10 protein-coding genes are annotated in these 12,333 nt (G+C 66.3%); 6 read left to right on the top strand and 4 right to left on the bottom strand.

Features of this window, described 5'->3' with window-relative positions; translation table 11 throughout:
- Positions 1-953 precede the first annotated feature (953 nt).
- The 4 genes from QX070_RS03985 to QX070_RS03970 form a co-directional block, all read right to left on the bottom strand.
- Complete coding sequence (locus tag QX070_RS03985) at positions 954-2,264, bottom strand: hemolysin family protein (protein ID WP_315735049.1); 1,311 nt, start codon at positions 2,262-2,264, stop codon at positions 954-956.
- Between the two features lie 309 nt (positions 2,265-2,573).
- Positions 2,574-4,559 (bottom strand): carbohydrate porin, encoded by a 1,986-nt coding sequence (locus tag QX070_RS03980; protein ID WP_315735047.1) that lies wholly within the window; start codon positions 4,557-4,559, stop codon positions 2,574-2,576.
- Positions 4,560-4,823: 264 nt separating this feature from the next.
- On the bottom strand, positions 4,824-5,108 hold the full coding sequence (locus QX070_RS03975; protein ID WP_315735045.1) for a hypothetical protein: 285 nt from the start codon (positions 5,106-5,108) through the stop codon (positions 4,824-4,826).
- Between the two features lie 146 nt (positions 5,109-5,254).
- Positions 5,255-6,085 (bottom strand): creatininase family protein, encoded by an 831-nt coding sequence (locus QX070_RS03970; protein WP_315735042.1) that lies wholly within the window; start codon positions 6,083-6,085, stop codon positions 5,255-5,257.
- A gap of 122 nt (positions 6,086-6,207) precedes the next feature.
- Between QX070_RS03970 and QX070_RS03965 the strand changes: the two genes are divergently transcribed.
- The 6 genes from QX070_RS03965 to QX070_RS03940 all read left to right on the top strand — a co-directional run bounded on the left by QX070_RS03965 (position 6,208) and on the right by QX070_RS03940 (position 12,331).
- On the top strand, positions 6,208-7,209 hold the full coding sequence (locus QX070_RS03965) for an ABC transporter substrate-binding protein (RefSeq protein ID WP_315735726.1): 1,002 nt from the start codon (positions 6,208-6,210) through the stop codon (positions 7,207-7,209).
- Positions 7,210-7,234: 25 nt separating this feature from the next.
- A complete protein-coding gene (locus QX070_RS03960) occupies positions 7,235-8,035 on the top strand; it encodes an ABC transporter ATP-binding protein (protein WP_315735040.1) in 801 nt (266 codons plus the stop codon).
- A gap of 83 nt (positions 8,036-8,118) precedes the next feature.
- Positions 8,119-8,847 (top strand): ABC transporter permease, encoded by a 729-nt coding sequence (locus QX070_RS03955; protein ID WP_409997693.1) that lies wholly within the window; start codon positions 8,119-8,121, stop codon positions 8,845-8,847.
- Positions 8,847-9,830, top strand: coding sequence for a 2-hydroxyacid dehydrogenase (locus QX070_RS03950; protein ID WP_315735036.1), 984 nt, complete (start codon positions 8,847-8,849; stop codon positions 9,828-9,830). Before QX070_RS03955 ends, QX070_RS03950 begins: the two co-directional genes overlap by 1 nt.
- A 92-nt stretch (positions 9,831-9,922) precedes the next feature.
- Complete coding sequence (locus QX070_RS03945; protein ID WP_315735724.1) at positions 9,923-10,519, top strand: AprI/Inh family metalloprotease inhibitor; 597 nt, start codon at positions 9,923-9,925, stop codon at positions 10,517-10,519.
- A gap of 159 nt (positions 10,520-10,678) precedes the next feature.
- A complete protein-coding gene (locus QX070_RS03940) occupies positions 10,679-12,331 on the top strand; it encodes a PAS-domain containing protein (protein ID WP_315735034.1) in 1,653 nt (550 codons plus the stop codon).
- Positions 12,332-12,333 lie beyond the last annotated feature (2 nt).

Here is a 12,333-nt window from a genome sequence, read left to right as displayed (position 1 = left end):
CAAATCCGCACCCTAAGTGCCCTCTGTGATGGTTTGATTTCAAGCGGCGTCTGCCGGGATCCGGCCCCGTGGTCCGGCCTATCAAAGGATACGCAGGCCGCGTCTTCACGTTCCCGCGACATCGGATGTCCGGGGTGTGCTGGTCCGTCGGCCCTCGTTGAGCGTGAGGGCGCAGGGAAGGCCGGGCCTCGACTGAGGCCCGTGGCCCGCCTGCGAGAAAAATGCAGGCGGCAGGTACCACAGGTTCAGCCGGAACGACCCGGCCCTCCCTGCGCGATCGGTTTTAACGGCTTATACGTGATCTCCCCGGTGCGCCGGCTTTCTGGCCACCGTGGCGACAACGCGCGCATCACGCGCGCTGCCGCGGACCTCAGCGTCGGGAGGTCAGGACCACACGATTTCGCCGTCCGCGACGACAGCGCTCGTCCAGCGCCGCCGTCACGTCCATCGCATTGCCGGTCCAACGTTCGTGACGACGCGCGTACGCCCCTCATCAGGACCGGAATGGGAGGAGCATAGGACAGGAATTATGATTTTCGGAAGCTGTTTATTTTTCGCAGAGGCTCTTGAAGTGGGTCTTCATATTGAGGGCGCGGGGGAAATGAGTGTTTTGGCGCAGGCGACATGCGTGGCGCATCGGCCGTCCGCCGGCGTGTTGGAGATCGGCACTCCGCCCGACGGGCGAATCGGGGATTGCAAAGTTGTTTGTGGCACGCAGGCGCGGCGCGATCGGTCAGCGCCTCCCCCCGCGTGCGGGGGAGGTCGCATCGCATCGTCAGATGCGATGCGGGTGGGGGATTGCTCCGGAAAGACTGCCGCTGTGGCACCCCCACCCCAGCCCTCCCCCGCAAGCGGGAGAGGGGGCGCACCGCCGGTGCCGCGCCTGCGCGGGTCTCTCGATGATGCGGGCCGAGATACGCATCATGAAACGCCCTGGCGCAATTGAGTGAGCGCTACCCCACGTTCGGCTCGCCGCCCTCCGGGGCGAGCCTGGTCGCCAGGATCTTGTCGATGCGGCGGCCGTCGAGGTCGATGATCTCGAAGCGCCACCCTTGCAGCTCGAAGCTCTGGCCGACCGCGGGCACGCTGCCGAAATGCTGCAGCACCAGGCCGGCGACGGTGTGGTAGCCGCGATGTGGCGGCACCTCGATGGCGAGGACGTCGGCGAACTCGTCGAGTTGCATCCAGCCGGAGACGAGCAGCGATCCGTCGTCGCGGCGGAGGCAGGCCGGCTCCGGCGGACCTTCCTCCGAGGAGAACGCGCCGACGATCGACTCCAGAATATCCGCCGCGGTCACGACGCCTTCGAACGCGCCGTATTCGTCGTGGACGAGCCCCATATGCACGGGCGCCACCTTGAGAATCGCGATCACGTCGCGCGCATCGACGGTGGAGGGAATGATCGGCACCTCCCGCACCAGGCTGCGCAGGTCCGGCGTCTCGTCGCGCAGATAGGCGGCCAGCAGGTCCTTGGCCTGGAGCACGCCGATCGGACGGTCGCGCTCGCCGTCCGACACCGGCAGGCGCGAATGCGGGCTCTTGGCGAGCAGCTCGCGAATGGTCTTGGGATCGTCGTTGAGGTCGACGACGTCGACCTCGGGGCGCGGCGTCATGATGGCGCCGACCGGGCGGTCGCCGAGCCGCATCACGCCGGCGATCATCTCCTTCTCGCCGGGCTCGAGCACGCCTGCGGTCTCGGCCTCGCGCACCAGATGGTGGATCTCCGCCTCCGACACCTTCTCCTCGGCCTCGCCGGAGCGGCCGAGCAGCGTCAGGATCAACTTGCCGGAGAGATCGAGCAGCACCACGAGCGGCAGCGACACCTTGGCGAGCACCTGCATGGCCGGCGCGACGCGGACCGCCACGGCCTCGGGGTCGCGCAGCGCCAGCTGCTTCGGCACCAGCTCGCCGACGATCAGGGTCGCATAGGTGATGGTGGTGACGACCAGGCCGACGCCGATGATGTCGGCGACGGAGGCGGACAGGCCGAGCTCCAGCAGCCACTGCGTCAGGCGCTGGCCGAGGGTGGCGCCCGAGAACGCGCCAGAGAGCACGCCGACCAGGGTGATGCCGATCTGCACCGTCGACAGGAACCTCCCCGGATCGGACGCCAGCGTCAGCGCCCGACGGGCGCCGGCGATGCCCTTTTCGGCCAGCATGGCGAGGCGTGCCGGCCGCGACGAGACGATCGCGAGTTCGGACATCGACAACAGCCCGTTGACGACGATGAGGACGACGATGATGGCGAGTTCGACGGAGAGCATTTCGACCTGGTCTGGCGCCCGGAGGGGGCGGGATGGGGACAGGTCCTAGCATATGGGGATGGCAATCGCCCAATGCCGCGCTGCGGTGGGCGCATGGCTGGAGACGGGTGGGCGGTCAGATTGGGGCTTGCCGCGCCTGGACCTCCGCTGTCGTCCCGGCCTTGAGCCGGGATCCATAGCCACCGGCCGTCATGTGGCGGGCAATCGGCAGTGACGTCCCTCGATAGCTTCCGCGGTATGGGTCCCCGCGTTTGCGGGGACGACACCGAGTGAGGAGCTATGGCCTGCGCAAATAAAAACAGCCGCCGCTCAGAAATCCCCGTGCAGCCGCCCCGAGAAGATCGACACCGGACCGCGGTCGGCGTTGTAGGCGGGATTGCTGATGAACTGATAGTCCGCCGTGAAGGTCAGGTATTTGTTGATCGAGTAGGCGTAGTAGGCCTCGATGATGTTCTCGCGTCGGTAGTTCAGCGCGCCGTCGCCGATCAAGGGGCCAAGGCCACCGGCGGCGAGGAAGGCGCGGTGGTCGCGCGACAGCCCGTTGGTCACGCCGGCGAGGCCGATGGTGTCGTCGGGACGGCCCCAGCGCGCGCCCTTGATCGAGGTGCCGAACGACAGGCTGCTGTCGATGTCGGTGAACGCCATGATCTCGGTTTTGCCATCGTTCCAGCTCCAGCGGCCGAACAGGCCGACATCGTCCGACAGCGCCTGGTCGAAGCTGATCACGTAGCCGTATTTGCCGCGGCCGCGGCGGGTCTGGCCGATGTCGAGATTGAGCGCGGGATTGTCCAGCGTCTCGCGATAGCTGCCGGAGAAGGTGTTGTTGAACCAGCCGATGGTGCGCAGATGCCCGGGTTGCGAGAACAGCTGATAGCGCGTCTCCAGCTCGACGACGTAGCTGCCGCGTCTGAAAACCTTCGTGTCGAAATTGTTCGAGTTTGACTCGGCATCGACCAGGAAATAGCCGGCGCGCAGCGCCCAGTTCTTCTGGTTCAGCTCGGCGGTGGCGCCATAGGTCAGTCCGAGCTTGTCAGCGGCATAGTCGAAGGCGCCGGGCGCCCAGACCGACCAGTTCATGAAGTCCTTGCGTGCGTCCTTGGCGTAGGCGTTGCCGTCGAACACGTCGAGCACGGGGAATTTTCCGATCTGAAGCGTGAGACGCGAGATGTCCTGCTTGCCGGACAGCTGCAGCTGGCCGCTGCCGAGCTGCTCCTGCTCGCCGCCGAAGCCGAAGGTCTGGCGCAGGAACAGCCGCGAGGTGTTGTAGTGCGGATAGGGGAAGTCCGACTTCTGCGCTTCGCCATTGGGGAAGCCGCCGAGTCCGACGGTGTTGCTGAGGCCGAAGCCCTGCAGCAGCTCGGGATTGTAGTAGACCTCGCCGCCGTCCCACAGCCGCGCGTTGATGTACAGGCTGTTGCTCCAGGTCTCCTGGAATTGACGCGCGGGTGTCAGGCTGTTGGCGCCGGTGTAGGCGGCGCGGAACGCCGGATAGCCCTGGCCGATCACGGTCGCCTGGCCGTGGATCTCCCAGCGGTCGGATTCGGGATCGGACGGATCGCTCTTGAGCTTCAGGTCGGGACCGCCCACGAAATCGAGCTTGCGGTTGAGCCCGACCCGCAGGGTCTGGAAGTCGAGTTGCGAATTGTAGCTGGCGCCGTTGGAGAAGCGGACGCCGCCGTTCTCGAAATGGCTGTAGAGATATTCGAGGCGCCAGCTCCAATGCGGCGCAAAGCTGCGCTCGATGCCGGCGCCGGCGGCCCAGCCGAGCCGCGTCGTCAGCAGCTTCTCGGTGTCGCCGGCTGCCGTCGTGTTGATGAAGCGGCCGCCGGTCCAGGCGAGGCCGCCGGTGGCATAGACCAGCCAGTCGCCACGAGCGTAGCCGACCCGGCCGCGCGCGGTGGCGACATAGTCCCACAGCTCCGAGCCGTTCGATGCCGGCGTGCCGAGCATCGCGACGGTGTGGTTGGAGGTGAGATAGTTGGGGAAGCTGAAATCGCCCTCGAGCCCGAGCAGCAGGCCAGACCGGGTGACCCAGTTGTAGCCGGCCTGCACGCCGCCAGTGAGACCGCTGAACGGGCTACCGGCGCTGACCGTCCCGCTCGGGTCGGTCAGCGTCGCCTGGGCGCGGTCGCGGGTATAGCCGGCATGGACGCCGACATAGAGGCCGGTCCAGTCGAACACCGTCTGCGCCATCCGGGCCTTGACCGGCAGGTCGGCGGCAGCGGCGGGGGCAGCGAGCGCGGCGATCATGGCGCCGGCCGCGATCATCTCCCGGGTGCAGTTCGAACGGATCATGGCGGCGGATTCCCAAGGCGAGGCAAACGACACAGGCAAACGTCACAACTGATTGCCCGCGCACAGTCACGAGAAGATTACGGAGTCGTCGATGTTCGATCGGAAGTGTGGACGGCACGCGGTAATTTGTGGATGATTTATATTGCGATTAATTCGCAACAGCAAGCGTGAGGCGGTCTCATCCGGTTTCCGATTGAGGGTGTGGCGCCCACGCAACAATCAGCCCGCCCGGGCGGCCGGGCGGGACGCGACGAACGCCCGGCATCAATAGCCGCAGGCCCTGACGCGGCCGACATACTGGCCGTAGACGTTGTACTGCGGCACCCAGCGGCAGTACCGATAGCCACCGCCATAGGAGTAGCTGTCGTTGCTGGCGGCGATGGCGCTGCCGACGACGGCGGCTCCGACGAGGCCGGCACCGACGCCCCAGCCCCAATGGTGATGATGATGGAAGCCGTTGGCCGCCGCAGGCGTCGACGTTGCGGCGATGCTGCCGGTCACGGCGAGCGCGGTCAGCGCGAGGGTGGCAATCTTGGTTTTGATCGACATGGTGAAGGCTCCTGTTTGATGTTGCGGCGGCCGGCGTCGGCCGCTTGCCAAATTGGACGGAGCCTTTTCGAAACCGGTTCGAATCGCCTGATGGCGATCGACGCCATCCGGAGATTCATCAGAAGATCCAGAATGTTATCTTTGGCTCAGGAGCCCGGCAGCGGGCCGTGGCCGAGCGTGGTCACGTCGAAGTTATCGACGTCCTCCAGCAGCGCGCAGAACGCCCGCGCGCCGTGGTCCAGCACGCGCTCGCCCTTCTCCGCCGAGGCCTGCGTGGCATCGCCGACCGCGCCGCCCGCATTCAGGTCCTGCGTCTGCCAGGCCATCGGCGCCGGCCGCTGCGTCGAGAGCACCTCGTAGGTCGTTTCCATCTCAGCGCCGCGCGAGGGGAAAGCGGCGATGGCATCGCTGCGCACCAGCGTGGGATGGCGGGCCAGCATGATCGAGGTCTCGACGGCACCGCCATGGATGCCGTGACGCAGCTCGTCGGCGGAGAACAGGCCATCGGGCGCGCCGAAGCGCGACCATGACGTCGTCACCACCAGCATGCGGTGATCTGCGCGCAGATCCTGCGCGACCAGGGTCATCGCGGCGCTGTTGCCGCCATGGCTGGTGACAATCACGAGCTTCCTGATTCCGGCGCGCGCGACGCTGTCGCCGAGCGCGCGCCAGCTCCGCAGCGCGACCTCGGTCGGCACGGTCAGCGTGCCCGGATAATCGAGATGCTCGGTCGAGATCCCCACCGGCTGCACCGGCAGCACCGTCACCGGCAGCGCCGGCGGCAGCAGCGCGCGGACCCGGCTGAGATAGGCCTCGGCGATGTAGACGTCGGTGCCGAGGGGCAGATGCGGCCCGTGCTGCTCGGTGGCGGCGAGCGGCAGCACCGCGATCCAGCGCGCGGTCTCGGGCGTTCCCGAGTCGGGCGTTGCCAAAGCGGGCCAGGGCAGCTCGGTCCAGTCGCGGGGCGGAAGGGTCATCGCGCGGGCAGTTTCCTTCGTCCGTGGGGCAGGGTAGTTATCACCCGAACGATCTTAACATGTTCAGCCAGAAAGAACCGGGGAGACCAGACATGGCGCAGGCGCTTCTGCCGCGAACGTTAATGGCGGCATTGCTGGTCCTCGGCGGGACTTTGGGCGGGATGATCTCGGCGGCCCAGGCCCAGACCCTGGACAAGGTCTCGTTCGGCACCAACTGGGTCGCCGAGGCCGAGCATGGCGGCTTCTTCCAGGCGGTCGCCGACGGCACCTACAAGCGCTACGGTCTGGACGTGACGATCGTGCCGGGCGGTCCGAACGAGAACAACCGCATGCTGCTGATCTCCGGCAAGATCGAGTTCTTCATGGCCGCGAACACGCTGATGTCGTTCGACGCGGTGGCCAACAACGTGCCGGTGGTGTCGATCGCCGCGATGTTCCAGAAGGACCCGCAGGTGTTCCTGACGCATCCGGAGTCCAGGATCACCAAGCTCGAAGAGCTGAAGCCGCTGACCCTGTTCGTCTCCAAGGAAGGCATCTCCAGCTACTATCAGTGGCTGAAGTCCGAATACGGCTTCTCGGAGAAGAACGTGCGTCCCTACACGTTCAATCCGCAGCCGTTCATCGCCACCGCGCAGAGCGCGATGCAGGGCTACGTGACATCAGAGCCGTTCGCGGTCGAGCGCGCCGCCGGCTTCAAGCCCGGCGTGATCCTGCTCGCAGACAACGGCTTCAACACCTATTCGACCCTGATCGAGACGCGGCGCGACCTGATCGAGAGCAAGCCGGACCTGGTGCAGCGTTTCGTCGATGCCTCGATCGTCGGCTGGTACAATTACATCTACGGCGACAATTCCGCCGGCAATGCGCTGATCAAGAAGATGAACCCGGAGATGACCGACGACCTGCTGGCCTATTCGGTCGCCAAGATGAAGGAGTATGGCATCGTCGATTCCGGCGACAGCGTGGAGAAGGGCATCGGCGCCATGACGGAGGAGCGCATCGCCAGCTTCTTCGACAAGATGGTGCGGGCCGGCGTGGTCAAGTCGACGATCGACTATCGCAAGTCCTATACGCTGCGTTTCGTCAACAAGGGCGTCGGCATCGATCTCCGGCCGAAGAAGTAGGACGCTTGAGCGGCGCTTTCAGCACATGAGCTCACCTCCCTCGTCCGAGCGCGCCGTTGCGACCGCGGTACGCCTGCGCGGCGTCACCAAGGTGTACGAGTCCGGCGTCGCCGCGCTGGGGCCGATCGATCTGACGATTTCCAAAGGCGAGTTCGTCTCGCTGCTCGGCCCCTCCGGCTGCGGCAAGTCGACGGCGCTGCGGTTGATCGCCGGGCTTGCGAGCCCGAGCGGCGGTACGGTCGACGTCGCGGCGTCCGCGTCCGAGACGCATCCGGGCCATCGCATCGGCTTCGTGTTCCAGGAGCCGACCTTGATGCCCTGGACCAGCGTGCGCGACAATGTCGGCTTGCCGTTGAAGCTTGCGCATGTCCCGGCCACGGAGGCACGGCCGCGGATCGATGCCGCCTTGGCGCAGGTCGGCCTGCCGGATTTTGCCGATGCATTCCCGCGCGAATTGTCCGGCGGCATGAAGATGCGCGCCTCGCTGGCGCGAGCGCTGGTGACACGGCCCGACATCCTGCTGATGGACGAGCCGTTCGCGGCCCTCGACGAGATCACGCGCTTCCGCCTCAACAACGACCTGCTGGCGCTGTGGCGCAGCCTGAACATGACCGTCCTGTTCGTCACCCATTCGGTGTTCGAGTCGGTCTACCTGTCGCAGCGCGTGCTGGTGATGACGGCGCGGCCCGGCCGGCTCAGCGCCGAGATCCGGATCGACGTCGACGCGCGCGATGATGCGTTCCGCGCCTCGCCGGACTACGCCGCATATTGCCGCCGCGTCTCGGACGCGTTGGCGCCGGCCTACACCGGGGTGCATGCGCTGTGAGCGGCGTACGAGAGCAGAGAACGTTTGTCGCGGCAGCGCGGCTGGCGAGCCTCGCCTTTCCGGCCTTGGTTTTCGTCGCAGCGATGACGGCGTGGGAGTTGGTGGTGCGCGTCAACGGCATCCAGCCTTATGTGCTCCCGGGGCCGCTGCTCATCCTGAAGACCTTGGTTGCCGACTGGGACATTCTGGCGCAGTCGCTGCTGACGACACTGATCACGACGCTCGAAGGCTTCATCGCTGCCGCGCTGGGCGGCATAGCGCTGGCGCTGTTGTTCAACCAGTCGAGATGGCTGGAATGGGCGTTGTTTCCCTATGCCGTGGTGCTGCAGGTGACGCCCGTGATCGCGGTCGCGCCGCTGCTCCTGATCTATCTGCCGCAGCAGACCGCGGTGGTCGTGTGCGCCTGGATCGTCGGCTTCTTCCCCGTGCTGTCCAACACCGCGCTCGGGCTCAACTCGGTCGATCGCAATCTCGCTGGCCTGTTCCAGCTCTACGGCGCCTCGCGCTGGCAGACATTGCGCCACCTGAAATTGCCCGCCGCTCTGCCCTATATTCTCGGCGGCCTGCGCATCGCCGGCGGCCTGTCGCTGATCGGCGCCGTCGTCGCCGAGATCGCCGCGGGCAGCGCCGGCGCGGGATCAGGCCTCGCCTATCGCATCGCAGAATCCGGCTATCGTCTCAACATACCCCGCATGTTCGCCGCGCTGGTGCTGCTGTCGGTCGCCGGGATTGTCATCTATGGCTTGCTGGCGCTAGTTTCGCACCTCGTTTTGCGGCGCTGGCACGAAAGTGCTCTTGGAAAGGACAACTGATGGCGGCCACTTCGTCAGACAAGATCGATGTTCTGATCTATGGGCCGCTGCGGCCGATCCTGGAAAAGGGTTTCCCGGACAGCTTCACCGTGCACCATGCGACGACACAGGCCGATCTCGAAGCGCTGCCAGCGGACGTGAAAGGGCGGATCCGCGGCGTCGCCGTGACCTTCCACACCGTGAAGACCGATGCCGCCGTGATGGCGATGTTGCCGAAGCTGGAGATGATCGCAAGCTTCGGCGTCGGCTATGATCATATCGCGGCCGCCCATGCCGGTCAGCACGGCATCATCGTCACCAACACGCCCGATGTCCTGACCGAGGAGGTCGCCGACGTCGCGATGGGCCTGTTGATCGCCACCTGCCGCGAGTTCATCAAGGCCGACCGCTTCGTGCGCTCCGGCGAGTGGACGTCGAAGCCCTATCCGCTCAGCGTCGGCTCGCTGCGCGACCGCACCGTCGGCATGGTCGGCATGGGCCGCATCGGCCAGGCGATCGCGCGCCGACTCGAAGCCTCGCTGGTCCCCGTCGTCTATCACTCGCGCAATCCGGCGGCCGGTGTCGCCAACAAGCACTATCCCGACCTGCTCGCGATGGCGAAGGACGTCGACACGCTCATCGTGATCGTGCCCGGCGGCGCCGGCACCAACAGGATCGTCAATGCCGAGGTGCTGAAGGCGCTCGGACCGCGCGGCGTCGTCGTCAACGTCGCCCGCGGCTCGGTGATCGACGAACAGGCTTTGGTCGAGGCGCTGAAGTCCGGCACCATCCTGGCGGCTGGCCTCGACGTGTTCGAGAAGGAGCCGGCGGTGCCCGACGCGCTCAAGGCGATGGACAATGTCGTGCTGCTGCCACACATCGGCTCGGCTGCCATCGTAACCCGCAACGCGATGGATCAGCTGGTGGTCGACAATCTCAAGGTCTGGTTTGCCGGCAAGCCGCCGCTGACGCCCGTTCCGGAAACGCCGGTGAAAGGCCGCTGATGAAACGTTCGCTCCCAATGCTGATCGCGCTGCTGTCGTCAGTGGCGGGCGTCCCCGCCGTTGCGCAGGACGCCGCCGGCCTGAAGAAGGCGATGATCGGGCAGTGGGAGCTTGCGACCACCGAGCGCAGCAAGACCTGCGTCGTGACCTTGAAGCCGGACGCGGCGCCGCGTGGGCAGAAGCTCGAACTGGAGCCGGGCTGTGCCGCCGCGCTGCCCTTCACCAAGGACATCGCCGGCTGGAACGTGAAGGGCCTCGACATCGTCAGTCTCCAGGCAGCCAATGGCGAGGCGGTGATCGACTTCACCGAGGTCGAGGCCGGCATCTTCGAGGGCCTGCGCCAGGGCGAAGGCGTCTACATCCTGCAGAACCTGGCGGCGGCGCGGTCGCTGGCGAAATCCATGGACCAGATGATCGGCGACTGGGCCATGGTCCGCGGCAATGGCGCCACGATCTGCAGCCTGGTGCTGACCAACAACGACGCCGGCCACGACAATTTCCAGGTGTTCGTGAAGCCGAAATGCGACCCCATGATCGCAGCGTTCGCGCCGAGCCAGTGGCGGCTCGAGCACGGCCAGATGATGCTGATGTCGGATCGCGGCGAGACCTGGCGGTTCGAGGCGGACGACAATGCGCAGTGGCGGCTGGTGCCCGACAGCGCCAATCCGCTGATCATGCTCAGGCAGTAGGGCGAGACGCGCGCCGTTGAGCGCCCTTGCCGCGCGTCGGGCAAGCCTCTTCCGGCATCGGATTTGGTTAACGGTCGGTTACGTGCCTGTTCCACCAATTGGAACTTGTTGTTTACGCATCTTGCGTCTGATGGTTGTACTCCATCGAGGGGGCCCGCCATGCGTGAGTTGTTGCGCCGGTTCAACAGGTCGCTGCCGTCGTTCAGCCTCAACGACAAGATCTCTGCGGCTGCGGCCGCGTTCGCCGTCCTGGTGATGCTGTCGACACTGGGCGCGCTGTCGGCGCTGCGCGAGCAGCGCCTGTTCTACGACCGGCTCGAAGCGCTTTCCATTGCGGCCCGCAACATCGAGCGCACCAACGCGCTGATCTACGCGGTCGTGATGGAATCGCGCGGCATCTACATGTCGTTGGACCGCACCGTCGCGCGGCGCTACGCCGACTCGCAGCTTGCGAAGATTGCGCAGCTGAGCAAGGTGGTCGACGAATGGGAAAGCCGGGTCACAGATGACGACGCCGCGCTGTTCGCCCCGTTCAGGAAGCGGATCGATCAGTTCGTCGCATTCCGCACCGAGATGGCGCGGCAGACGATCTCGGTCGGTTCGTCGGCGGCGCGCGAGCTCGGCGACAATGACGAGAACCGCGCGGTGCGCACCGCGCTCAACGAGGACCTCGAGAAATTGTCGCGGCTCTATGCCGACCGCACCCGCGAGCTCGGCGAGGCGGCCGACGCGCGCGGTATGGCCGCGTTCTATCTGGGCGCGCTCGGGGCGGTGATCATCGTGCTGATCGCGGTCGCGGCGCTGGCGCTGCGCTGGGGCGTGCTGATGCCGCTGCTGGACATCGCCCGCGTCACCGATCGCATCGCCGCCGGCCGCATCAAGCTCAAGATTCCCCATGCGCGGCGCCATGACGAGATCGGACGAGTCGCCCATGCGGTGGAGACTTTCCAGAACGGCGCCTTCCGGATTCAGGAGCTCGAGCAGCACGAGGTCGAGATCGAGCGCCAGCACGCCGACATCCTGCGCGAGCACGAGCGGCTGGAGCAGGGCGCGCTCAGCAACCAGCAGCGTCTGGATGCCGCGGTCGCCAACATGGCCCAGGGCCTGATCATGCTCGACAGCTTCGGCTACGTGCTGATGGTCAACGAGCAGTACCGCGAGCTGTACGGCGTTCCTGCCTCGGTTGCGAAGCCCGGTGCGCATGTGCGCGAGATCCTCGCGCACCGCGCCAAGCTCGGCCTGCTGCGTGAGAAGCCGTCGGAGTTCCTCGCCGCGCTACGGGAGCGCATGAAGGAGCGAAGGGCCGAGGTCGTCGAGGTCGAGCTCGCCGACGGCCGCATCATCCGCATCTCGGAGCGTCCGATGGACGGCGGCGGCTGGATCGCGACGCATGAGGATTTCACCGCGCAGCGCCGTGCCGAGCGCAAGCTCGCGCGCGCCGAATATTTCCTCGCCGCATTGCTGGAGAACATCCCGCAGGCGGTGCTGGCCAAGGATGCGCAGTCGCTGCGCTACATGTTCGTCAATCGCGCCGCCGAGCGTCTGTTCGGCGTGCCACGCACCGACATCATCGGCCGCACGCCGGGCGAACTGTTCTCCGCGCCGACCGGCGCGATCCTCGAAGAAGCCGCCCGCGAACAGCTCGCAGGGCGCGGCGACGATGAGCCGCGAGCCCATAGCATCCTCACACCCGGAAATGGTCCGCGCGACATCGTCGTGCGCCGGCTGCCGGTCTCGATCGGCGAGGGCGAGCCGAAATATCTGCTCAGCATCATCGAGGACCGCACGCAGGATCAGCGCGTGGCGGCATGATG

Origin of the sequence: Bradyrhizobium sp. SZCCHNR1093, from assembly GCF_032381175.1 — a bacterium.
Lineage (GTDB): Bacteria > Pseudomonadota > Alphaproteobacteria > Rhizobiales > Xanthobacteraceae > Bradyrhizobium.
The sequence above is the reverse complement of the archived record's forward strand: the minus strand, read 5'-3'. Positions and strand labels throughout refer to the sequence as shown.

Bases quoted from the DNA above. Each gene is read 5' to 3' on its own strand.
- QX070_RS03985 (WP_315735049.1), bottom strand. From the start codon at position 2,264: ATGCTCTCCGTCGAACTCGCCATCATCGTCGTCCTCATCGTCGTCAAC.
- QX070_RS03980 (WP_315735047.1), bottom strand. From the start codon at position 4,559: ATGATCCGTTCGAACTGCACCCGGGAGATGATCGCGGCCGGCGCCATG.
- QX070_RS03975 (WP_315735045.1), bottom strand. From the start codon at position 5,108: ATGTCGATCAAAACCAAGATTGCCACCCTCGCGCTGACCGCGCTCGCC.
- QX070_RS03970 (WP_315735042.1), bottom strand. From the start codon at position 6,085: ATGACCCTTCCGCCCCGCGACTGGACCGAGCTGCCCTGGCCCGCTTTG.
- QX070_RS03965 (WP_315735726.1), top strand. From the start codon at position 6,208: ATGGCGGCATTGCTGGTCCTCGGCGGGACTTTGGGCGGGATGATCTCG.
- QX070_RS03960 (WP_315735040.1), top strand. From the start codon at position 7,235: ATGAGCTCACCTCCCTCGTCCGAGCGCGCCGTTGCGACCGCGGTACGC.
- QX070_RS03955 (WP_409997693.1), top strand. From the start codon at position 8,119: ATGACGGCGTGGGAGTTGGTGGTGCGCGTCAACGGCATCCAGCCTTAT.
- QX070_RS03950 (WP_315735036.1), top strand. From the start codon at position 8,847: ATGGCGGCCACTTCGTCAGACAAGATCGATGTTCTGATCTATGGGCCG.
- QX070_RS03945 (WP_315735724.1), top strand. From the start codon at position 9,923: ATGATCGGGCAGTGGGAGCTTGCGACCACCGAGCGCAGCAAGACCTGC.
- QX070_RS03940 (WP_315735034.1), top strand. From the start codon at position 10,679: ATGCGTGAGTTGTTGCGCCGGTTCAACAGGTCGCTGCCGTCGTTCAGC.